This is a genomic window from Parapedobacter indicus, assembly GCF_900113765.1.
In the GTDB taxonomy this organism is placed as follows: Bacteria; Bacteroidota; Bacteroidia; order Sphingobacteriales; family Sphingobacteriaceae; genus Parapedobacter; species Parapedobacter indicus.
In genome coordinates this window covers 254,531-279,296 of record NZ_FOQO01000001.1, presented here as the reverse complement: position 1 = coordinate 279,296, position 24,766 = coordinate 254,531, and the positions used below count along the sequence as shown (strand labels likewise).

Below are 24,766 nucleotides of genomic sequence, written 5' to 3'. Positions count from 1 at the left end.
CAACCAACAAAAAAAACGCCGCTTACCACCCAGGAAAAACAACCATTCAGCGTTATATCGCATGTGGAAAACCTAAGTTATATCATACCAATTAATTGGCATCGTGATCACCCGCAAGTAATCACATCATTAGGCTTTACCTGTAAAAATCCGTAAGTTTGTTTTGGATTTAATTACTTCTCAGGGTAATTTTGAGTAAGCGATGTATTTAATTTTTGACACCGAAACAACTGGTCTTCCCAAACGTTGGGACGCTCCTATTTCCGATATAGACAATTGGCCACGATGCATACAGATAGCCTGGCAATTACATGATTCGATGGGTAATCTGATCGACCATCAAGATTACCTAATCAAACCGGATGGATTCAACATTCCCTTTGATGCGGAACGCATCCATGGTATATCCACAGAGCTGGCCATGGAGCAAGGTGTTCCACTAGCGGGCGTACTCGAAAAATTCAACGCAGCGCTGGCCCAAGCAACATTCGTGGTAGGTCAAAATATTGGGTTTGACATCAACATCATGGGATGCGAGTTTCACCGCTATGGCGTGAATACGCAATTGGCGCAATTACCCGTGTTGGACACCTGTACGGAGGTTACCGCAGAATTACTTCAGCTTCCCGGCGGACGCGGCGGCAAATACAAGTTGCCCAATCTCACCGAACTGCATCAGTATCTTTTCGGTATCCCTTTTGCCGAGGCACATAATGCCACGGCCGACGTGGAAGCGACGACACGTTGCTTCCTCGAGCTCATCAAACGGGAAGTATTTGCGCCTTCTGAATTACAGACTGATACGGGATACTTCGTAGAATTCCGCGAATGTAATCCGCATCCAATCCAGCCTGTAGGGCTGACACACGTTAACCTGAAAGCGGCATCGGATGAAATACGAAAACGTCTGCAAGATCAACAGCAGACCGCGATACCTGTGCAAGATCTCGAAGCCAACCGGCGCGACATGGCAAAGGTGGACTTCGTTCACTTGCATAATCACACGCAATTCTCTGTCCTACAGTCAACGATATCCGTGGGCGACCTCGTAAAGGCAGCGGCGGCTCACCGGATGCCCGCCGTAGCGATTACCGACCATGGCAACATGATGGGCGCCTTTCACTTTGTGAGCAACGTGCTGAATCACAATAAAAATGCAGAAGCCAAAAACAAAGCTGCTGCCGAAAAAGGTGAAGCTCCAACGGAGGTAGTCATTAAGCCCATCGTAGGCTGTGAGTTTTACGTATGCGACAACCACACCGACAAATCACGCAAAGACAACGGCTATCAGGTGGTTTTCTTGGCTAAAAACAAAAACGGCTATCATAACCTGGCCAAAATGTCGTCTATCGCCTACACAAAAGGCTTTTATTACGTGCCACGTATTGACCGCTCTGTTATCGAGCAATATAAAGAAGATGTCATCGTCCTCTCAGGGAACCTTTATGGAGAAATTCCCAATAAACTCCTTAATATGGGCGAAAACCAGGCGGAAGAAGCATTGCTGTGGTGGAAGACCACCTTCGGCGTTGATTTCTATATTGAACTCATGCGGCATGGACAAGAAGATGAAGACCGCGTAAACCAAAGCCTCATTGCCTTGGCGGAGAAACATGGTGTAAAAGTGGTAGCCACCAACAACACCTACTATATTAATAAAGCCGATGCCCATGCGCACGACATTCTTCTCTGCGTGAAGGATGGAGAAAAGTTGATAACACCCAAAGGACGTGGGCGGGGTTTTCGCTTCGGACTGCCCAATGAAGAATATTATTTCAAGGGTGGAGAGGATATGAAAAAGACTTTTGCCGACCTGCCCGATGCGATCCTCACTATTCAAGAAATCGTTGAGAAGATCGAACCTTACTCCCTTTACCGCGATGTACTGTTACCCAAATTTGAAATACCAGAAGAATTCCAGGTAGCAGAAGACAAACAAGATGGCGGCAAACGGGGTGAAAACAAGTACCTGCAACACCTTACTTACCAAGGTGCCGAGCGGCGCTATCCGGAAATCACACCAGCGATACGTGAACGACTTGATTTTGAGCTAGCCACCATTGAGCGTACCGGTTACCCGGGTTATTTCCTCATTGTGCAGGATTTCATCGCGGCAGCGCGCAACATGGGTGTGTCAGTAGGTCCCGGCCGTGGTTCCGCAGCAGGCTCTGCTGTTGCATACTGCCTAGGCATCACCAACATCGATCCCATCGCATATGACCTTCTATTCGAACGGTTCCTTAATCCCGACCGGATATCCATGCCCGATATTGATATCGACTTCGATGACGAAGGACGCGGTCGGGTCATGGAATACGTGATCAATAAATACGGCGCCAACCAAGTAGCTCAGATTATTACCTATGGCACAATGGCGGCCAAATCGTCGATTAGAGATACGGCTAGGGTACTGGATCTACCACTATTTGAGGCTGACAAGATCGCCAAACTCATCCCCAACCTGAAACTCAACAAGATCTTCAACATGGATGCCCAGGCACTGAAGAGCGCTTTGCGGGCTGAGGAGCTGGAAAACGTCCAGCAATTGGTATCCATGGCGCAGGGCGCAGGGCTGGAAGCCGAAACCATCAAACAGGCGCAGGTGCTCGAAGGGTCGCTCCGCAACACGGGCATCCATGCCTGCGGGGTTATCATTACACCAGATGACATTACTAACTTCGTTCCTGTGGCCACCGCGAAGGATTCTGATCTGTATGTAACGCAGTTCGATAACTCTGTCGTGGAAAGTGCTGGTTTGCTCAAGATGGACTTCCTGGGCTTGAAGACCTTAACGCTTATCAAGGACACGGTAAGTATTGTGAAACAGCGCCACGACATCGAACTAGATCCGGACAAATTCCCAATAGACGATCAGAAAACCTACGAGCTCTTCCAGCGCGGCGAAACCATCGGTATCTTCCAGTACGAGTCGCCCGGTATGCAAAAGTACATGAAAGAGCTTAAGCCGACGGTCTTCGGCGACCTCATTGCAATGAATGCCTTGTACCGGCCTGGACCCATGGAGTACATACCCAGCTTCATCCGTCGAAAGCACGGCATGGAACCCATCACGTACGATCTGGAAGCCTGTGAAGAATACCTGAAAGAAACTTACGGGATTTCGGTATACCAGGAACAGGTGATGCTCCTTTCCCAAAAGCTGGCGAATTTCACAAAAGGCGAGGCCGACGTGCTGCGCAAAGCCATGGGTAAGAAACAGCGCGACGTACTCGACAAAATGAAAGCTAAATTCATCGAACAGGCAGCGACTAACGGACACTCCTCGAAAATTCTTGAAAAAATATGGAAAGACTGGGAAGCGTTTGCCAGCTATGCTTTCAACAAGTCGCACTCCACCTGCTACGCCTGGGTGGCTTACCAAACCGCATACCTGAAAGCACATTATCCGGCGGAATATATGGCTGCCGTTCTATCCAACAACATGAATGACATCAAGCAGGTCACTTTCTTCATGGAGGAATGTAAGCGAATGGGGTTGCAGGTGCTTGGGCCAGACGTCAACGAATCCTACTACAAATTTACCGTAAACGACAAAGGTGCCATCCGCTTTGGTATGGGTGCAGTAAAAGGTGTGGGTGCAGGCGCCGTAGAAACTATTGTACAAAGCCGAAAAGACAGCCCTTACAAATCCATTTTTGACTTGGCACGCCGTATCGATCTGCGAGCGGCCAATAAGAAAGCTTTTGAAAGCCTAACCTATGCCGGCGGGTTTGATTGCTTCGCCAACACGCACCGAGCACAGTATTTCCATGCGGATGGCGATGGGAGCGGCACCGCACTGGAAAAGGCCTTGAAATACGGGGTTAAATACAAAGAAAACGAAAATTCGGCCCAGGTAAGTCTCTTTGGTGGCGGCAGCAACGTCGAGATTCCTGAGCCGGCGCTCCCTTTTTGCGCAGAATGGGGATTGATTGAGAAGTTGAAATATGAAAAAGATGTGATCGGCATCTACCTGACAAGCCACCCCCTAGACAATTACCGTTTTGAAATCAGCCATTTCTGTCAGCATTCCGTGCGGCTGCTCACATGGATTGATAAAATGAAGGAAGCCGAAGTGGATGAAGAACTGCGCAACGAGTTCAACAAGATCAAAAACCGGGAACTGACAATCGGCGGCATGGTCACGGCTGCAAACCATCGCATTACCAAAAATGGCAAGCCATTTGGGGTGATGGTGTTTGAAGACTACTCAGACTCCTACGAAATCGCTTTGTTCGGGGAGGATTATGTAAAAATGAAAGGCTACCTCAATGAAGGGTACTTCATACAGGTAAAAGGCATCATCCAGGAACGCTTCCGGCAACCGGGGAACTGGGGATTCGAAGTGAAAAGCATGCAGCTTCTTTCGGATCTCCGCGACAAACTGGCCAAGTGCCTGACGATACAGGTACCCCTGCATGAACTGAACGACGGTGTTGTAAACCGTATCCAGCATCTGGTACATGCCAATATCGAACAACACGAAAACACAACCTGTCAATTGAGATTTGCCGTTCGAGATTTTGAGTCAGAAATCAGCGTCGAAATGCCCTCCAAGGGCCTGAAAATCAGTCCGAGTAATGATTTTATAGAAGCACTTATGGAACTGAAGGGTGTCAATTACAAGTTAAATTAATGTCAGATTGTCGGTACATATGCCTTGGCAACGATTTTGATAGTTATCTTTGTGCGAAGTGGAAAGTGGAACAGTGAGTAACGAGTAAAATCAATAATTAGCGTAACATAAGCTGAAAGCCGGAAGCCGGTGGCCAATAGCCGAGAGCAGGTAGCTGACAGCACAACTAAGTAACATCATGGCATTAGAAATCACAGACAGCAACTTCGACGAAGTTGTATTGCAATCCGACAAACCTGTATTGGTCGATTTTTGGGCTGAATGGTGCGGTCCTTGCCGCATGGTAGGCCCCATCGTTGAAGAATTGGCAAAGGAATACGACGGTAAGGCAGTGGTAGGCAAAGTCAACGTAGACCACAATCCCGATATATCGGTAAAATACGGTATTCGCAACATCCCGGCGCTGCTTTTTTTCAAGGATGGCCAAATTGTCGATAAACAAATCGGAGCAGTACCCAAATCTGTGTTGACAGACAAACTGGTCAAACAACTGTAAAGAGAAACAGTAAAGAAACGACATGATATAGCCCACGGTGTGTAACACGGTGGGCTATGTTGTTTTAGTTTCGGGTATTTTCTGTATGTTTGTGAAGTATTTGATATATGTTAAAACAGACTTTACAACAGAAGTTATTACAAAAATTATCGCCTCAGCAAATTCAGTTCATCAAATTGCTGCAGGTGCCTACCGTTTCGTTGGACACACGCATCAAGGAAGAGTTGGAAGAAAATCCGGCCTTAGAGGATATCAGCCTTGCCAACATGAACGAACCCACCGAAGAATATCCCGATAAAGATCCCGACGAGAGTTTCAATGAAGATGACCAAACGACCGATTTGGACGAGTTTAATGTGGATGATTACCTTCAGGCGGATGATATAAATGACTATGGAGGTGGACAAAACAGCAACGGAGACGACGAAGATGACCGTAAGGAAATCCCTATAGCCATTCAAAATTCATTTTTTGAAAATCTCCAGCAACAACTGGATTTGCTCGCGTTGTCCGATAGGGATTTCCTGATCGGTCAGCAGATTATTGGCAGCCTGGATGATGATGGCTACCTGAGACGCCCTATATCGTCGCTCATTGATGATCTGGCGTTTTCTCAAAACATCATCGCCGAAGAACAGGAAGTGGAAGAGATGCTCAAAATCATCCAGGAATTTGATCCACCGGGCATCGGTGCCCGTAACCTGCAGGAATGTCTGCTTATCCAGCTTCGCAAAAAGGACCAGGATAATCCAATTATCAAAAAGGCGATGGCCGTGGTGGAAGATCACCTCGAAGAATTTACTAAGAAACACTACGACAAATTGGAGCGTTCGCTCAATATTGATTCGGACGAGCTGAAGGAAATTGTCAATGAAATATTAAAACTCAACCCCAAGCCCGGTGATTCAGGTGCCGTGGCCGGAAAACAACTGCATATCATCCCCGACTTCCACATTACCAATAACGACGGAATACTGCACCTCACCCTAAACGCCCGTAACGCTCCGGAATTGCGCGTAAGCCGCTCCTATCAGGAAATGTTTGACCACTACGACAAAGCAGCGCAAAAAGACAAAAAAATGAAGGAAGCCGTGCAGTTTGTTAAGCAAAAACTCGATTCGGCAAAATGGTTTATTGATGCCATCAAGCAACGGCAGCAAACGTTACTCAAAACCATGAACGCTATCATGAATTACCAATATGAGTATTTTCTGACAGCCGATGAGCGCAAACTGAAGCCTATGATTTTGAAGGACATTGCCGACCGTATTGATATGGATATTTCAACCGTCTCCAGGGTAGCCAATTCGAAATATGTGCAAACCGAATTCGGAACATTCCTGCTGAAATCATTCTTTTCGGAGGCGATCCAAACAGATACCGGTGAAGAGGTTTCCAACAAAGAAGTCAAGAAAATATTAGAAGAGTGCATTTCCACAGAAAATAAGCGGAAGCCATTGGCAGACGAAAAGTTAACTGAAATATTGAAAGAAAAAGGATATACAATTGCCCGCCGCACGGTAGCAAAATACCGAGAAGCAATGGGCATACCCGTTGCAAGGCTGCGCAAACAGCTGTAGGCAGTGATGAGCAGTCGGTGATAGGCGTCCCGAAATAGTGAAGCACTCGTAAAGCATCGTTAATTAAATTCCTAATATATGAAACCTTCATTTCTTCTTGCTGCCGCTGCATCGGTTTTACTGGGATGCACCGGCAACCAACAAAACAAGGAAGCCGCAGAAGCTCCTGTATCTCCAACGTTGACACTTTCTTGGAAAACGGACACGGTATTTACCGGTTCGGAATCTACGTTGTATGATCCGGCAACGGATGTCATTTACGTTTCCAACGGTAACACAAAAGCCGGAGAAAAAGACAACGATGGCTTTATATCTATAGTCAACCCAGACGGAACTGTAAAGGATCTGAAATGGGTAGAAGGCAATCTTCATGCTCCCAAGGGCATGGCCCTGCTCGGTGGAAAGCTTTACGTAACAGACATCGATGAGATAAAAATCATTGACATTGCCACTGCATCAATTGAAAAGACTGTACCAGTAGATAGCGCTATCTTTCTGAATGACCTTGCCACGGATGGCCAGCAACTGTATTTTTCAGACAGCAGGGCTGGAAAAATTTACAGCATGACACCTGAAGGCAATTATACAAACATTTCAGCAACAAATCCAAACGTGAATGGTCTGGAATGCTACGACGGCCATTTGTATGCACTGGATGGCGACGGCTTGAAAAAATTTAGCAACGACGGCAATTATACCCAAGAAACGATCAATGCCGAAGTAACCGGCGGAGACGGATTGGTAATACTCAACGATAGCACCTTTGTAGCCAGCCGGTGGCACGGAGAAATCTTTTTCATCCGCGGCGCCGAAACGACCGTCATACTGGATACACAGGCTGACAAATCCAATACTGCGGATATAGGCTTCGTATCTGGCAAAAATCTGGTTATCGTTCCTACCTTCCTGAAGAATGAAGTCGCGGCGTATGAATTGACATATTAATCTCCCGTTGTCAGTACCGTTTTCCGGTGCACGGACAGGTTTAGTTTTTCTAGTTTTCCCGCAAAGTTGCAAGGACGTTAAGTGACTTTCTTAGCGTCTTTACGACGCCGGACGCTGCGGGAATTGCCGTGCTTTTCGTATCTTTGTACCTTGAATAATACGATAGCATCATGGCCAAAGTGAAAATAGGAACGGTACAAATGAGTTGCGTGGCAGATAAAGCCACCAATGTAGTTAAAGCGATTGACCAAATTCGTGTAGCTGCCTCCAAGGGTGCGCAGATCATCTGTCTGCAGGAGCTTTTTACGTCACTTTATTTTTGTGATGTGGAAGATTACGACAATTTTGAATTGGCTGAGCCCATTCCGGGTCCGTCAACAGAAGCCCTGCAAACCGTCGCTGCCGAATTAGGTGTAGTCGTTGTTGCCTCGCTGTTTGAAAAACGCGCCCAAGGGTTGTATCACAATACGACCGCCGTTATCGACGCAGATGGTGCCTACCTAGGGAAATACCGCAAAATGCATATTCCCGACGATCCGGCTTATTACGAGAAATTCTATTTCACGCCCGGAGACTTGGGTTATAAGGTTTTCAAAACACGGTATGCCACCATTGGTGTGCTGATTTGCTGGGATCAGTGGTATCCCGAAGCTGCACGGATTACGGCCTTAATGGGTGCCGAAATTCTATTTTTCCCTACTGCCATTGGCTGGGCCACAGATCAGGATGAGGAGACGAATCAAGATCAATACAATGCATGGCAGACCATCCAACGCAGCCATTCGGTTGCCAATGGACTGCCTGTGGTCAGCGTAAATCGTGTAGGATTTGAACAAGATGGTGCCATGAAATTCTGGGGAGGGAGTTTTATCACCAACGGCCAAGGCCGGTTATTGTATTTAGCCTCCCACGATGCAGAAGAAACCGAAGTTACCGAAGTTGATTTATCCCAGTCGGACTATTTCCGGAAACACTGGCCTTTCCTACGTGACCGGCGGATTGATAGCTATCAGCCCATCACCAAACGGTTTATTGACTAAAGTGGGGCCATCACATCTGACTTTCCCAGTTCTTTCCCAAAACACATCATTTCTTTGTTCAAAATGACTTCTCCAACACCGAAAGCGTTAGGTTATCATTTTCCTGCGGAGTGGCATCCACATCGAGCCACTTGGTTAAGCTGGCCGCATAAAGAGGCTAGTTGGCCTGGCAAAATCACGACGATATATCGCCCCTATTGCCAATTTATCAAGGAAGTATCCGCGGGCGAAGAGGTATGTATCAACGTAGCAGATGCCACCATGCAGTCAGTTGCCACCACTCATCTGAAAGAAGCAGGGGTAGACTTATCTAAAATCACATTTTACCATCACCCGACGGACGATGCGTGGTGCCGTGACCACGGTCCTGCTTTTCTCATCAATCCCAATGCCGATAACCCAAAGCTGGTGGTAGATTGGGGATATAATGCATGGGGAAATAAATACCCTCCGTACGAACAGGATGATGTGATCCCTTCATGGGTGGCCAGGGCACTGAACTTGCCGGTCGTCCACCCGGGGATTGTGATGGAAGGTGGTTCGGTAGACTTCAATGGAAAGGGTACCTTACTTACCACCACGGCATGTCTGCTGAACAAAAATCGCAACCCTCATCTAAGTCAAGGAGAAATTGAAAGGTATCTTTTTGACTATTACGGCATATCGCAGGTCCTGTGGTTGGGTGATGGCATCGTCGGCGATGACACCGACGGACATATTGATGATATTACGCGTTTCGTAAACGAAGACACGGTAGTGACGGTTGTCGAAACAAACCGAGCTGACGAAAACTATGCAATCCTGCAGGATAATCTGAAATTGCTTAAAGAAATGCGGCTACCAAACGACAAGAAGCTGAATATCATCGAATTGCCCATGCCGGCTCCCGTGGAGTATGATGGTCAGCGACTTCCGGCATCGTATGCCAACTTCTACATTGCGAACGCTACCGTCGTGGTGCCTACATATCGCGATGAGCTGAACGACCAGAAAGCACTGGACATCCTCTCCTCCTGTTTTCCCGACCGTAACGTGGTGGGAATAGATAGTACCGATATCATATGGGGACTTGGCAGCTGGCACTGCCTAAGTCAACAGGAGCCCGATATACATCCTGAAATCTATAGCACTCAATAAATCAATTACGAATATGAACTATCGCCTGCTGACGTTTTTTGCCATTTATATCTGCCTTATTTCTCCAACTATTTTGTACGGTCAGCGTCAACGCGATGAACGGCCTACCATCGAAAATTTCAAGGGCATTCAATATACCGGTGACGATTCGACGTTCTACATCAATTTCAGGTTCCGGATGCAAAGCCGTTTGAAATATACGTCGTCCAGTGGCGATGATTTGAGTGATGGGTCCTTTGAAGCACGAATCAGAAGGTTACGGCTGCGTATGGACGGCTATATCTATAACCCCAAATTGTCGTACAGCATACAATTGGGCTTTACGCGGGGCGACCAAGACTATGACGACACAGATGTCCCCAATCTGGTGCGTGATGCCGTTATTTTCTATAATTTCACCGATAATTTTTACGTTTCCTTCGGCCAAAGTAAACTACCGGGCAACCGCCAACGCGTCAATTCATCGGGTGAATTACAGTTTGCTGAACGCTCGTTGGTTAATGCAACGTTTAACGTAGACCGTGATTTCGGAATCAAGGCCTATTACTCGCCCAAAATCGGTGAAGTACCCGTGCATGTTAAGGCCGCCATCAGTACTGGTGAAGGACGCGTGGCCAATGTAACCAACGACGGATTAGCCTATACGGGGCGGGCTGAAATCCTACCATTGGGTGCATTTACGAACGAAGGAGACTACTACGAGGGAGACCTTGAATACGAGGAAAGTCCCAAACTGTCGATCGGAGGCGGATACAGCTTCAACGACCGAACAACACGTTCCGGTGGGCAAACGGGTGTATTTATTGCCTCTCCGCTCACCCTCAAGACCTCCTTCTACGATGCGATCTTCAAATACCGGGGATGGGCCTACCAGATTGAATACATGAAACGCGGAAGCGATAATCCTTTCAGCACGGATGAGGAAGGCGATGTAGCATACACGTTCAAGGGTCAAGGATTGAATCAGCAACTGTCTTATGTATTGAATAGGAACTCCGGCTACGAACTTGCAGGCCGATATACATGGATCAAACCGCACGACGACATACGCGCATTTGAATCACAAACCGAAGTGGTCGAACTGGGGTTAACCAAATATTTCCGGGCACACCGTCTCAAATTGCAATTGAATGCCAACTATCAAACTAAGGGCGGAATTTATCAAACGAGCCATGACGGAAATAATTGGGGGGGAACTTTTCAAATCGAACTAGGCATATAATGAAGTATTACCTAATCGCCGGAGAAACATCGGGCGACCTTCATGGCGCTAACCTCATCCACGCCCTTAGAAAGTTGGATGCAACGGCCGAATTCCGGATTGTCGGCGGTGACCGCATGCAGCAGGCCGCAGATGAAAACGCAACCATCCATGTGGCACAGATGGCTTTCATGGGATTTGTGGAAGTGCTGGCTAACGTACGGACCATCGCCCGAAATCTACAGATCGTGAAAGCGGATATTGCCGCCTACTCACCTGATGTACTGATTCTTATTGACTTTCCGGGATTTAATCTCAAAATAGCTTCCTACGCCAAAAAAGCAGGCATTAAGGTCTGTTATTACATCTCACCAAAAGTATGGGCCTGGAACCAACGGCGCGTGTTGAAAATCAAGCGCGTGGTAGACCGGCTATTCTGCATTCTACCCTTTGAAGTCGATTTTTACCGAAAGTGGGGCATGGAGGTCGATTATGTGGGCAATCCGTTATTGGATGCCATCGCGGCCCATACCGATAATCCACGATTCATGGAAGATAACCAGTTAGCAGGAAAGCCCATTATTGCCCTGCTACCTGGAAGCCGCCACATGGAAATCAGTAAACTGCTTCCGGTGATGAGCGAGTTGGCTTTTCGATTTCCAGCACATCATTGCGTGGTTGCAGGTGCGCCCAATTTTGATGAACATTATTATAAGCAGTACATGGGCGATGCTGACCTACCGATTGTTTTCAACGCTACGTATGACCTCTTGAAGCACGCGGAAGCAGCCGTGGTGGCAAGTGGCACGGCGACCTTGGAAACCGCCTTATTAAACGTACCCCAAGTAGTCGTATATAAAGCCAATCCCTTATCCATTGCCATTGGGCGACTCGTCATACAGGTTAAATTTATCTCGCTCGTCAATCTTATCCTTAATAAGCCCGCTGTAAAGGAGCTCATCCAAAAAGACTATACACTGGAGGAAGTCGCCGGTGAGTTGGACCGCTTACTAAACAAAAAGGCCTATCGGCAACACGTACTGGACGATTATGCAACCCTCCATCAAAAGATGGGAAAACCCGGTGCATCTGAACGGACCGCCCAGTTGATCCTCAACAGCTAAGTGGTAATTTTCCGGTAAAAGTCGAGACTTTCCACAATCAGGCTTTCCTCCACAAATACGTCAATGCTACATTGGCCGACGGCACCTGGCAATGCGAAGCCGATCCGATTACCGGCATTCTTCTTGTCGTTCTTCATAAGCACCAACAATTCATCGTAGATCTCCCGGGTATATGAATAGTCGGGGAAATGTCGGCGAAACGTATTGATAATATCTTCAAGCGCCTTTTCGGACAGTCCGTTCAGCCGATGCGCCAGGTATGCCTCGCAAATCATCCCCGCCGCGATGGCTTCGCCATGCAACAAGGGATTGCGATCATTTGCCAACGAGTAGCCTTCCAGCGCATGACCGATGGTATGGCCGAAGTTCAATATTTTCCGCAAGCCTCTTTCCAGCGGATCCTCCGTTACCACCTTATTTTTAATCGATACCGAATGCCTGATGTGTTCCAGGGATAGCGCCGTGGCGTCCAATTCCTTAACGGCTTCATAAAACGGTCGATCTGCAATCAAGCCGTGTTTAATGACTTCCGCAAAGCCCGAAACCAGCTGCCGTTTTTCCAGCGTCCGCAGGAATGTGGATGCGATGAACACCGCCTTCGGCTGCGCGAAGGTACCAATGATATTTTTCACGTTGTCCATATCCACACCGGTCTTGCCCCCCACGGACGCATCCACCTGCGCCAACAACGTGGTAGGTACCTGTACAAAATCAATCCCTCGTTTGAAGGTCGAAGCCGTAAACCCACCCATATCCGTTACCACCCCACCACCGAGATTAATCAGCAAGCTTTGCCGATCGGCACCGAAGTCTAACATCATTCTCCAGATTCCGACGCAAAAATCGATGTTTTTGTTTTCCTCACCCGGATCCACTTCGATGACATCGTATCCGTCAAAACCTGGCAATGCGTCCTGCAATAGGGGCAGGCAATGGGTGCAGGTATTCCGGTCGGTCAGTATAAGTATCTTTGAATAGCTATTGTGTTGGATAAACTGGTGCAGCTCCGCTAATGTATCGTCAAAAATAACGTCGTAACCCGTGCTACGTATGGTATTTGAATTCATTTAGTAGGTTATCTAGCAGTCATTAATTTCAATTCGAAGTCCTTTACCCGCTCATAATATGGGATGTCTGATCGTCTTGCAAATTGGATAAAGTTCATAATTATGCTATCCCGTTGCGTTTGTGGAATGGCTGCAACGATGTCGTTGCCCTTCCCGTCGCGCACCATCAAACCTTTTAATCCGTTGATGGAATCCGGAAATTGCTGGATATGCATCAACATTGCCGCATACCGCTGTATACCCTTGGAGTAAGCTGTCAATGAAGAGGATGCATCAACCGTATCGACCTCCATTTGAACGATCCGATTCGGTCCGTCGGGTTTACCCCCACCTGCAAGTTCCACCGCTACAACCAGCTCATAGGGTTGATTTCCTTTCTTTCCCGTTCCCGAGCATCCAAAGAAAATCACGCACAGCAAAAAAAACACTCCTTTATTCATTCCTTATTCCTTATGCTATTAGTTTCACCTGCTTTCCTTCAAATCCAACCACATCACCCACCCGTACCTTCAACCGTTTACGATAATCCACTGCGCCGTTATAACTGACCAGCCCCGCAGAAACCACTGCCTGAGCTTCGCCTCCATGTTCCACCCAATGAAGCACCTTCAGTAGTTGGACCAATGTAATGTAGTCCCCTTTTAGTTGATAGGTAATCATGGCACAAATGTACAGGAAGTTTTTGTGAGGGCAAAAAAACGATTCATTGCAATCTCCGCAACCAAAAATCTATATGATTAACAAATTATCAAAAATAAATACAAATAATAGGTAATTACTAATAAAAATGATAAAAGTTTGAAAAAAATTTAATTATATACGTTTTATTTACTAATTTAGCAAAACGAATACAGCTAACTAAATAGGATGACTGATATATTAAAACAACAGGAAGGGCTTTACCATTCTGATTTTGAGCACGATGCATGTGGTGTAGGATTTATTGCGAACCTCAAAGGTAACAAAACCCATCGGCAAGTACGTGACGCGTTGACCATGCTCGAAAACATGGAACACCGCGGTGCCTGCGGCTGCGACCCGGAGAGTGGAGATGGCGCTGGCATCATGATCCAGCTGCCACACGAATTTCTGTGGGAAGAGTGTATCGCATTGGGTATCCAACTAAGCGAACCTGGTTATTACGGCATTGGTATGACTTTTTTACCAAAGGAGGCGGAAGCAAACCGTATCTGCCGTGAGATCATCCAACAAGCTGCCCAAGAAAGAGGTATGGATTTTCTGGGATTCCGGCGTGTGCCGGTAAACCCGGAGGGTATTGGCGTTACGGCGTTGAGCGTAGAACCTGAAATCGTTCAATTTTTTGTCGCGCGCCCGGCAGGTGTCACGGATACCAAAGAATTTGAACGGAAACTATTTGTGCTGCGACGGCTCATCGCCAAAAAAGTACGGGAAACTTCACAACTTACCGAAGATCTTTATATCGCATCCTTATCCTGTAAGGTAATTGTTTATAAGGGGCAGTTAACCACCTATCAAGTAGGTACCTATTTCCCCGACCTTTCGGATGAGCGCGTAGTATCTGCGTTCGGATTGGTACACTCCCGTTTTTCAACCAATACGTTTCCCTCTTGGCAATTGGCACAGCCGTTCCGCATGTTGGCCCATAATGGTGAGATCAATACCTTAACCGGCAACCTTAACTGGTTTTATGCCGGATTACGTTCCTTGTCTTCGCCGTATTTTAGTGAAGAAGAGCTGCAAATTCTCCTGCCCGTTGTAGACGGACATCAATCGGATTCAGCCTGTCTGGACAATGTCGCAGAACTGCTTCTACATAGCGGTCGTAGCATCGCGCACGTCATGCTGATGATGGTTCCCGAAGCATGGGATGGCAACACACAAATGGACCCGCTGAAAAAGGCTTTCTATGAATACCATGCCACGCTAATGGAGCCTTGGGATGGTCCGGCTGCGCTCTGCTTTACCGATGGCACCACCATCGGTGCCATGCTCGACCGGAATGGCCTGCGGCCCCTTCGATTTGCCGTCACTTCCGACGATCGTGTGATTGTGGCCTCAGAAGCTGGTGCGCTCCCCATTGACGAAAGCCTGATCATCAAAAAAGGCCGCCAGCAACCGGGCAAAATTTTCCTGATCGACATGGAAAAAGGGGAAATATTATCGGATGAGCAGGTAAAAGGAGAATTGATCAAACAGCAGCCTTATGACGATTGGCTTCACCAATATAAAATCCGGATGGAGGAACTTGCGGAACCACGGGTCACGTTTACCTACCTTTCTAAAGACTCCGTATTCAAGTACCAGCAGATATTCGGTTACTCCCGCGAAGATATTGAAGGCATTCTCACACCCATGGCGTTAGATGGCAAAGAGCCTGTCGGTTCGATGGGAACAGACGTACCGCTCGCTGTACTTTCCAATCACCCTCAGCACTTATCCAGTTATTTCAAGCAATTTTTCGCACAGGTAACCAATCCTCCTATTGATCCCATCCGCGAACGGTTGGTGATGAGTCTAGCCACCTTTATCGGCAATGCGGGAAACATTTTGGATGAAAACAAAATGCATTGCCATTGTGTAGCCCTGGAACATCCGATATTAACGAGCCGGGAACTTGAAAAGCTCCGTAGTATCGACACAGGAGTGTTCCAAGCCAAAACCCTGCAGTGCTATTTCAATGCGAGTGGTAAACCTGGCGCCCTTGAAGAAGGATTAGCCCGCCTGTGCCGTTATGCGGAAGATGCGGTGAAGGATGGATTTGAAGTAATTATTCTCTCCGACCGTGCTATTGATTCACAACACGCGGCAATCCCTTCCTTGTTGGCCGTTTCGGCTGTTCACCACCACCTTATCAAAACAGGGCACCGCGGTGCGGTCGGCCTTGTTGTGGAAGGCGGTGATGTATGGGAAGTGCACCACTTTGCCTGCCTGCTCGCATTCGGTGCGACAGCAATCAATCCCTACATGGCGTTGGCCTCCATCCGTACGCTCAAAGAACAAAAAATACTGGATACCGACCTCACCTGGCCGCAACTGGCCAAGAATTATGTAAAAGCCGTATGTGGTGGATTGCTCAAAATCTTCTCAAAAATGGGCATTTCGACCCTACAATCTTATCACGGTGCGCAGATTTTTGAGGTACTTGGCATCAATAAAAGCGTGGTTGACACGTATTTCTGCGGTGCCGTATCCCGGATCGGTGGATTGGATCTGGATGACATTGCCCGTGAAGTACTGAGTAAGCATCATCGCGGCTTCACCAGTTCGCGTAATACCAAAGATCTGCTCCCCGAAGGCGGCATCTATCAATGGAAAAGAAGAGGTGAAGCACATTTGTTCAACCCGCAGACGGTACACCTGCTTCAACAGGCCTGCCGTACGGGTGACTACGAAACTTATAAGAAATATGCGTCGCTCATCAACAACCAAAAGGAGCGTATGTATACGCTGCGTGGGTTGCTGGATTTCGCACGTCACCGCACACCGGTTTCCATCGATGAAGTCGAGCCTGCAGAAAACATCATGAAGCGCTTTGCTACGGGAGCCATGTCATTCGGATCGATCTCCCATGAGGCCCACAGCACACTGGCTATTGCCATGAACCGGATTGGCGGGAAGAGCAACACTGGAGAAGGCGGCGAGGATGAAATACGTTTCAAACCCTTACCCAATGGCGACTCCATGCGTTCGGCCATCAAGCAGATTGCTTCCGGTCGTTTCGGCGTAACCTCCAATTACCTCACCCAAGCGGATGAATTGCAAATAAAGATGGCGCAGGGTGCAAAGCCCGGTGAAGGCGGACAGTTGCCCGGCCATAAGGTGGACGATTGGATTGCCAAAGTACGGCATTCTACTCCGGGCGTAGGGTTGATTTCCCCTCCCCCACACCACGACATTTATTCGATCGAAGATTTGGCCCAGCTGATCTTCGACCTTAAAAACGCAAACCGGGCGGCACGGATCAACGTAAAACTCGTTTCCAAGGCCGGTGTGGGCACCATTGCCGCAGGTGTGGCAAAAGCACATGCCGACGTAATCCTCATTGCCGGATACGATGGTGGAACAGGGGCCTCGCCCATCAGCTCGATCAAACATGCCGGACTGCCCTGGGAGTTGGGCTTGGCAGAATCACACCAAACCTTGGTTAGAAATGGGCTCCGTAGCCGTGTGGTACTACAAACCGACGGTCAATTGAAAACTGGACGCGACATTGCCATCGCAACCTTACTGGGTGCCGAAGAATGGGGCGTAGCTACTGCGGCGCTGGTAGCAGGTGGATGCATTATGATGCGAAAATGCCATTTAAACACGTGTCCGGTGGGTGTGGCCACCCAGGATCCCGAGCTTCGTAAATTGTTTACCGGCAAGCCCGAGGATATCGTCAACCTTTTCAAATTCCTCGCTGAGGAATTACGCGAGGTAATGGCCGAGCTTGGCTTCCGTACCATCAACGAAATGGTGGGTCGTGCACAGTTCCTAAAGAAAAGGGAAGCCATCGACCACTGGAAAATCAATAAGCTGGATCTTTCAGGCATCCTGCATGTGGCACATAGCCGCACCGGCGATACGCTGTACCAAACGGAACAGCAGGACCACGGATTGGATATGATCCTGGACTGGGGGCTGTTAACCCAAGCGCGCAAAGCGTTGGACAGCAAAACACCTGTTTTCGGCACATTCAATGTCAAAAATACGGACCGCACCATCGGCACAATGTTATCCAATGAAGTTTCGAAGATATACGGCGGCGAAGGACTTCCCGACAATACGATCAACTTTAAGTTTACAGGTTCTGCGGGTCAAAGTTTTGGCGCATTTGCTGCCAAAGGGCTTTCTTTTGAGCTGGAAGGAGAAGCAAACGATTATGTAGGCAAAGGACTATCCGGCGCACAATTGGCCATCTATCCCGCACCAAGTAGCCCGCTGGTACCCCACGAAAATATTATCATAGGCAACGTGGCTTTATACGGTGCTACCTCCGGACACCTATTCGTCTGCGGGCAGGCGGGAGAACGATTTGCCGTGCGCAATTCGGGTGCCACCGCCGTCGTAGAAGGCGTGGGCGACCACGGATGTGAATACATGACGGGCGGACGAGCGCTGATACTAGGCGCCACAGGGCGCAACTTCGCTGCGGGAATGAGTGGCGGTATCGCTTGGGTATATGACCTCGAAGGAACATTCAGGGACAACTGCAATACCGAAATGGTCGACCTCGACCCACTCGAAGCCGAAGACGAAACTGCAATCATCACGCTCCTAAAACGGCACATCCATCTTACCGGCAGTAAACGGGCAACCTCCGTCCTCAAGAATTGGAAAACAGAAAAGGCGCATTTCATCAAGGTATTCCCACGGGAATTCAAAAACGTGCTGCGTTCAAAATTAGTAGAAGCATAAACAACGATATAGACAGAAAGATGGGAAAACCAACCGGATTTAAGGAATTTGAACGGGCTCTCCCCAAGAAGGCTCCCGTGGCAAACCGGAAAAAGACGTACAATGAATTTGTACAACCCTATAGCGATGACGAGTTGAACAGACAGGCTGCCCGGTGTATGAACTGTGGCATCCCCTTCTGTCATTCGGGATGCCCCTTGGGCAACGTCATTCCCGAGTTTAACGATGCAGTATACGACGGAAAGTGGGAAGACGCATACCGGATATTGGTATCCACCAACAACTTTCCGGAGTTTACGGGCCGGATATGCCCCGCCCCTTGCGAATCGGCCTGTGTATTAGGCATCAACCGCTCACCTGTGGCCATCGAAGAAATCGAAAAGCACATCATTGAAATCGCATACAAGCGCGAATATGTGAAGGCCCGGCCTACGCATCTCAAAACAGGAAAACGGGTGGCCGTGGTGGGTAGTGGACCGGCTGGATTGGCAGCTGCCGCCCAATTGATCCGTGTAGGCCACGAAGTTACCGTATACGAACGGGATGATAAGCCCGGAGGGCTGCTCCGCTATGGCATTCCGGATTTTAAGCTGGAAAAATGGGTGATCGATCGTCGGATCAAGGTGATGGAAGAAGAAGGTGTCGTTTTCCGCTGCAACGCCGAAGTAGGTAAAAACGTTCCCGCCAGCGAACTGCAGACCTACGATGCCGTGGTACTTGCGGGCGGATCCACCATCCCGCGTAACTTAAACATCCCCGGTAGGGAACTCAATGGCGTACACTTTGCCATGGAATTCCTGAAACAGCAAAACAAACGGGTAGGTAATTCGGCTTTTGAGGAAGCAGACATTCTTGCTACCGGGAAAAACGTATTGGTCATCGGTGGCGGGGATACCGGATCGGACTGCGTAGGTACGTCAAACCGCCACGGTGCCAAATCCGTCACTCAATTTGAATTGATGCCGCAACCGCCGAAAGGCCGTACAGAGGCCATGCCCTGGCCTACCTATCCCATGCTGCTTAAAACCACCACCTCACACGAAGAAGGTTGCGAACGCCATTGGAGCATCGCCACGAAGGAATTTATCGGTGATGACAAAGGAAATCTAAAGGCTGCCCGTATCGTTGATCTGGAATGGGAGCGCGATTCCTTGGGCCGCCCGGTAAAATTCTCAGAAGTACCCGGTTCCGAACGCGAGATACCCTGCGAACTTGTCACGCTCGCCATGGGCTTCCTACATCCGCAGCACGAGGGTCTTTTAGAACAACTGGGCGTGGAACGAGATGAACGGGGCAATGTTCGCGCACAGGAGGGCGAGTACCAAACATCCACCGCACGGGTTTTTGCGGCAGGCGATATGCGCCGTGGCCAATCCCTGGTCGTATGGGCCATCTCGGAAGGACGTGAATGTGCACGCAAGGTAGACGAATACCTGATGGGATATTCGGAGCTTGAGAGTAAAGATGCAGTGTTTGATTACGCGTAGGATTGCCTGCCGTTCAACCAAACTGCCCATCTAAGCGGATATCCTTTTCAGGCTATCGTTCGCCTATCGTAAGTAGTTACTTTCTGTACAGAAAGTAACTACTTTTTTTTTACCAGCCCTAACAAAACCACCATTTCTATCCATTCGGATTAGCCTCTCTTGCAACTCCCTTACGGATTGAATATACCTATTCAAAAAACGCGTCAATTTTTCCTTGAATAATAAATAATATTACTTATCTAATTAATTTTATTTATTATTGTATCAATAAAATAAAACAATAAGTATGAAATATAAATTCCCTGTTCATTGTCCCAGCTGTTCCAAAACACTGACTGTTACAGAGCTATCCTGCGGCAACTGCGACACGCGGATAGTTGGTAATTATACCCTTCCGATACTGATGCAACTGACTGCCGAAGACCAGGAATTTATCTTGCAGTTTTTCCTAAGTAGCGGCAGCCTTAAAGAAATGTCTGTACAAACGGGCAAAAGCTATCCCACCGTGCGCAACCGGCTCGACGACATGATTGCCCACATCAAGGAACTCGAACAGAAGTAACCCGAACAAAAGTAACCGATATATGAAACGACACATCTTACTGAACCCCTTTGCGCACTTCGCAGAAATTCAGCTGGTGGCAGCAGGACTGCTGGCAACCGCAGTGGGTTCTTTTTTGGGCTGGCAGTGCAATACCCGCTTCGATGGCGTACTGGATCTGCATTTTGTTTCGCAGACCACGCCCTGGCAGCCTCTACTGGATAACGGTATCAACTTATTGTGCCTCGTGATCCCGCTTTACCTTGTTGGGCGATCCATCAATTCAAAAACCCGGCTGATTGATCTGGTGAGCACCGCTCTCGTCGCCCGGATCCCTTATTATGTGCTCCCCCTGACAAACACCGGTGGTTTTATGCACCTGGCCAGCATGAATCTGGTAGAAAATGCCACAAAAGATGCCCCTATCGGGTTGGGTGCCGTGGCGGCCAACATCGCATTCGCGGCCTTGGCAATCGTGGCGACGGTCGTATTTATTTATTGGCTATTCCAAGGGTTCCAAACGGCCACCAACAGCAAGAAAAATCTGCATAAATGGATTTTCGGTGGCTGCATCGTGCTTAGTGAAGTGATTTCTAAGCTTCTTATTCTGTCCGTTAACTAAAAACTAAACCATTCAACCCCATGCGAATACTCACTCTCTTTCTTATTTTGGTCACGGGAGGGCAGCTACAGGCCCAGAATCCCGTCGGTATATGGCACGGCACGCTGGATCTCGGCAAGGTCAATTTGCGCCTTATATTTCATATCGATAAAAAGGGCGATGGCTTTACGGCCACGATGGATAGCCCCGACCAGGGTGCGGCAGGCATTCCCATCGGCTCGGTCGCATTTAATGGCGGCATACTGGAATTGGAAGCTCCTGCCCTTGGAGTCAGGTATAAAGGGAAGCTGGAAGCCGACACCACCCTATCGGGCACGTTTTATCAAAGTGGTATGGAAATACCGCTGTACCTGGTGAAGCAGGGTAACACCGCGGCGGCGGCTGAAGAAACGCGACCGCAGGAACCGCACCCTCCCTTCCCCTATCGTGTGGACGAAGTCACCTTCGCCAATCCCGAAGCGGGCATCACGTTGGCAGGAACGCTCACACGGCCGCAAAGCGGAGGGCCGTTTGCGACGGTCGTACTTGTCAGCGGCAGCGGCCCCCAGAACCGCGACGAGGAACTATTCGGGCACAAGCCCTTCCTCGTGATCGCCGATTACCTAACCAGGCAGGGATATGCTGTATTGCGGTATGACGACCGGGGCGTCGGCGCGTCCACCGGCGATTTTGCAGCAGCCACCACCGCCGATTTTGCTACCGATGCCGCCGCTGCGGTAACATTCCTGCAAACGACTGCGAATATTGATCCGAGTCGGATCGGGATATTGGGCCATAGCGAAGGCGGGATGATTGCTCCCATCGTGGCTTCTGTACATCCCGAAATTGCTTTTCTGATCCTCCTTGCCGCGCCGGGCATACCCTTGGACAGCTTACTTGTTATGCAGAACTGGATGCTAGGCGAGGCCAGCGGAGTGCCAGCCGAACAGCTGGAGGCTAGCGCCAAACTCAACAAAACACTCTATGCGCTGGCCGCCGGACCGGCTGAAACTGCCGTACTGGAAAAAGAGATCCGTAAGCTGTTATTACCTGTATACCAGTCGGCTATTAACAGGGGAGCCATTACCGAAGCCGCGGCAATGGAAGCCATTACCCAGCAAACGGCCAGCCTCACTTCCCCTTGGATGCGGTACTTCCTCGGTTTCAACCCGGGCCGGTATCTCGCCCGCGTAACGTGTCCCGTACTAGCATTGAACGGCGACCGGGATTTGCAAGTATCTGCCAAGGAAAACCTGGCTGGAATCGAAACTGCCCTACGGGACTCGGGAAATGACGACGTAACCATCGAAACGCTGCCAGGCCTCAATCACCTTTTCCAGGAAAGTGAAACCGGCCTTCCGGCTGAATATGGCCGTATCAGCCAGACATTCTCTCCGATTGCACTGGAAGAAATTTTGAAATGGCTATAAGATATCCTGGGCGCTCTTGCACCATCCGAACGAGTAAGCACCGAGCCACGTTGAAATAGCCCTTCTATCAAACAGCCCCACCCAAAGGTGCTGGCGGTTTCCGCCGGGCCAACCTGAATTTCACAACCGGATAAAAGAAAACAGCACCCAAAATAATAACCGCACCGGCATAAAAGCCGCTGCTCATTTTTTCCTGATGACCAAAAAACAACCAAGCCAATAAAATCCCGTAGATTGGCTCCAGGTTGCTCGCCAGGGCCACTCGGAAGGCACTGATTTCTTTCATGACCGATACGGCTGCTACATAGGCTCCGGATGTACATACCGTGCCAAGCACCAGAAGATACATCCAGTCTGCACTTGTTACTTTCATTCCATCATTAAATCCTCCCGAAACCAGCATGACTAATGAAAGCAGCACTCCAGCCCCCGCCATTTCATACAGGCTGATATGGGTAGCACTGCTGCTTTTAACCAGCATGGAATTGATCGTACCAAAGAGAGCCGCTGTCAAAGCCGCCGCTAATCCCAAAATAATACCTTTGAGGTAATGGCTCTCAAATTTAAAAACCAGGTAAATACCCACAATGATCAGCAGGCCGACAAACACTTCCACCTTTGACGTACGCCGTTTATAAAATAAGGGTTCCACCAAGGCTGTAAACAAGGTAACAGACGATAGGCAAACCAAGGTAACCGATACCGTGGAAGCCTTGATCGATTCAAAAAAAAGCAACCAATGCAACCCCACCAATCCGCCCGTCACAAAGAAGGAAAAAAATTCACGCCTGCTAACGCTAAAGGAGCGTCTTTTGAAAGCAAAATAGATAGCTAATGACAAGAAGGCGATCAATACCCGATACCAAACCAGATGAATAGCCGAAAGGGAAATAAGGTTACCCAATATCCCGGTGAATCCCCACACCACCACAGTGACATGAAGGATACATAAGTTGCGGCCGCTCGCAGGAGTTTCCATTATGACAAGAATGATCTTATTTCGGGGCTTTATGCAATAGATAAAAAGCCAGCAGGCCAAAAATGATATTGGGGATAAAGACCGCAATAATTGGAGGCAGCCCTCCTTTCAACGAGAACATGGTAGAAAATTGGATAAATACGATGTACGTAAAACTTAGTCCGATTCCAATTCCTAAGCTTAGCCCGATCCCACCGCGTACCTTTTTCGACGACAATGCGACACCCATTAACGTAAGCACATAAGCTGCCAGCGGTGTTACAAAACGTTTGTATTTCTCGAGCAGCAAATCGGTCATCATTCCAGTACCCCTGCTCTCCTCCTTATCGATACGTGCATTCAGCTCCGTCATCTTCATCGCCGTGAATATGTTATCGTAAACTTCAAAGTCTCCCGGCGACATATCCAACAACGTATCCATGCGGGAACCCTTAATCATTTTCTCCTTGAGCGAATCGACTATACGGATCGTATAATTTTCGATCCGCCAGTTATTTTTTATCGAATCCCAGGTAATGCGGTCGGCCATTAGCTTCTCCGTCATCTCCCCTTCCCTAAACTTTTCGAGCACAAAGTTGTATCCTATCTTGCGGTTATTATCGAAATTATCGATGTAAACATAGCTATCGTCATCAATCTGCATGTGTGTGGAACTTTTTGTGTTATTCTCCACCGGCTTTACATAAATTCGCTCAAAGCCCACTTTCAGCTTATTGGTGCGGGGAATAATGTAAACACTAAACGCAAAATTCAGCGCAAAAATAACGGTAGCCGCAACCATATAGGGGCGTATAAACCGATTAAAGCTCATCCCCCCACTCAAAATCGGCACGATTTCAGTTTGATCCGCCATCTTTGCCGTAAAAAAGATAACCGCGATGAAATTTATCAGCGGCGAAAGCATGTTCAGATAGAACGGGACAAATCCGGCATAATACTCAAACACAATCTTCGAAAGCGGCGCCTTGTGTTTCATGAAATCATCCAGCCGTTCGGACACATCAAATACGACAGCCACAACGGTAAAAATGGCCATCGTGAAAACAAACGTACTTAGGTATTTCCGGATAATATACCAGTCGATAATCGTAAACGATGATTTCAACCACTTTATCATGCG

The 24,766-nt window shown here is 48.4% G+C and carries 18 protein-coding genes; 13 read left to right on the top strand and 5 right to left on the bottom strand.

The features are described 5' to 3' along the window. Positions 1-202: 202 nt before the first annotated feature. From dnaE to lpxB, 8 genes are all read left to right on the top strand, one after another. A complete protein-coding gene (gene dnaE, locus BMZ56_RS01070; protein WP_090622867.1) occupies positions 203-4,636 on the top strand; it encodes a DNA polymerase III subunit alpha in 4,434 nt (1,477 codons plus the stop codon). 178 nt (positions 4,637-4,814) lie between these two features. After that, the gene (trxA, locus tag BMZ56_RS01065) at positions 4,815-5,132 is read left to right on the top strand and encodes a thioredoxin (protein WP_090606039.1); all 318 of its coding nucleotides are present in this window, start codon (positions 4,815-4,817) and stop codon (positions 5,130-5,132) included. A 107-nt stretch (positions 5,133-5,239) separates the two neighbouring features. Further along, the gene (gene rpoN / locus BMZ56_RS01060) at positions 5,240-6,712 is read left to right on the top strand and encodes an RNA polymerase factor sigma-54 (protein ID WP_090622864.1); all 1,473 of its coding nucleotides are present in this window, start codon (positions 5,240-5,242) and stop codon (positions 6,710-6,712) included. A 78-nt stretch (positions 6,713-6,790) separates the two neighbouring features. Continuing rightward, positions 6,791-7,657 (top strand): hypothetical protein, encoded by an 867-nt coding sequence (locus tag BMZ56_RS01055; RefSeq protein ID WP_218146420.1) that lies wholly within the window; start codon positions 6,791-6,793, stop codon positions 7,655-7,657. Positions 7,658-7,827: 170 nt separating this feature from the next. Beyond that, a complete protein-coding gene (locus BMZ56_RS01050; RefSeq protein WP_090622861.1) occupies positions 7,828-8,697 on the top strand; it encodes a carbon-nitrogen hydrolase in 870 nt (289 codons plus the stop codon). Between the two features lie 63 nt (positions 8,698-8,760). Next, positions 8,761-9,834, top strand: coding sequence for an agmatine deiminase family protein (locus BMZ56_RS01045; RefSeq protein WP_090622859.1), 1,074 nt, complete (start codon positions 8,761-8,763; stop codon positions 9,832-9,834). Between the two features lie 13 nt (positions 9,835-9,847). Further along, on the top strand, positions 9,848-11,056 hold the full coding sequence (locus BMZ56_RS01040; RefSeq protein ID WP_090622856.1) for a porin: 1,209 nt from the start codon (positions 9,848-9,850) through the stop codon (positions 11,054-11,056). Further along, positions 11,056-12,159: a lipid-A-disaccharide synthase gene (gene lpxB / locus BMZ56_RS01035; RefSeq protein WP_090622854.1), complete on the top strand. Its 1,104-nt coding sequence runs from the start codon at positions 11,056-11,058 to the stop codon at positions 12,157-12,159. The genes BMZ56_RS01040 and lpxB overlap by 1 nt, the downstream gene beginning before the upstream one ends. On the opposite strand, the gene aroB is transcribed toward lpxB, so the two are convergent. The 3 genes from aroB to BMZ56_RS01020 are packed head-to-tail and all read right to left on the bottom strand — an operon-like array spanning position 12,156 to position 13,886. Continuing rightward, the gene (gene aroB, locus BMZ56_RS01030; protein ID WP_090622851.1) at positions 12,156-13,226 is read right to left on the bottom strand and encodes a 3-dehydroquinate synthase; all 1,071 of its coding nucleotides are present in this window, start codon (positions 13,224-13,226) and stop codon (positions 12,156-12,158) included. The two genes, lpxB and aroB, sit on opposite strands and share 4 nt — an antisense overlap. An 8-nt stretch (positions 13,227-13,234) precedes the next feature. Further along, positions 13,235-13,666, bottom strand: a complete 432-nt coding sequence (locus BMZ56_RS01025; protein WP_090622849.1) for a hypothetical protein — start codon at positions 13,664-13,666, stop codon at positions 13,235-13,237. A gap of 10 nt (positions 13,667-13,676) precedes the next feature. Then, positions 13,677-13,886: an RNA-binding S4 domain-containing protein gene (locus tag BMZ56_RS01020; protein WP_090622846.1), complete on the bottom strand. Its 210-nt coding sequence runs from the start codon at positions 13,884-13,886 to the stop codon at positions 13,677-13,679. 207 nt (positions 13,887-14,093) lie between these two features. Between BMZ56_RS01020 and gltB the strand changes: the two genes are divergently transcribed. The 5 genes from gltB (at position 14,094) to BMZ56_RS00995 (ending at position 22,667) form a co-directional block, all read left to right on the top strand. Continuing rightward, the gene (gene gltB, locus BMZ56_RS01015) at positions 14,094-18,608 is read left to right on the top strand and encodes a glutamate synthase large subunit (protein ID WP_090622843.1); all 4,515 of its coding nucleotides are present in this window, start codon (positions 14,094-14,096) and stop codon (positions 18,606-18,608) included. A 20-nt stretch (positions 18,609-18,628) separates the two neighbouring features. Next, a complete protein-coding gene (locus BMZ56_RS01010) occupies positions 18,629-20,095 on the top strand; it encodes a glutamate synthase subunit beta (protein WP_090622840.1) in 1,467 nt (488 codons plus the stop codon). A 286-nt stretch (positions 20,096-20,381) separates the two neighbouring features. Next, positions 20,382-20,657: a DUF2089 family protein gene (locus tag BMZ56_RS01005; RefSeq protein WP_090622834.1), complete on the top strand. Its 276-nt coding sequence runs from the start codon at positions 20,382-20,384 to the stop codon at positions 20,655-20,657. Between the two features lie 22 nt (positions 20,658-20,679). Beyond that, a complete protein-coding gene (locus tag BMZ56_RS01000) occupies positions 20,680-21,258 on the top strand; it encodes a hypothetical protein (RefSeq protein WP_090622831.1) in 579 nt (192 codons plus the stop codon). Between the two features lie 20 nt (positions 21,259-21,278). Then, complete coding sequence (locus BMZ56_RS00995) at positions 21,279-22,667, top strand: alpha/beta hydrolase family protein (protein ID WP_090622829.1); 1,389 nt, start codon at positions 21,279-21,281, stop codon at positions 22,665-22,667. A 67-nt stretch (positions 22,668-22,734) separates the two neighbouring features. Here BMZ56_RS00995 and BMZ56_RS00990 read toward each other — a convergent pair whose 3' ends face one another. Beyond that, entirely contained in the window at positions 22,735-23,646 is a 912-nt protein-coding gene (locus BMZ56_RS00990) for a DMT family transporter (RefSeq protein ID WP_090622826.1), read from the bottom strand. Between the two features lie 16 nt (positions 23,647-23,662). Continuing rightward, complete coding sequence (locus tag BMZ56_RS00985; protein ID WP_090622824.1) at positions 23,663-24,763, bottom strand: LptF/LptG family permease; 1,101 nt, start codon at positions 24,761-24,763, stop codon at positions 23,663-23,665. Between the last annotated feature and the right edge of the window lie 3 nt (positions 24,764-24,766).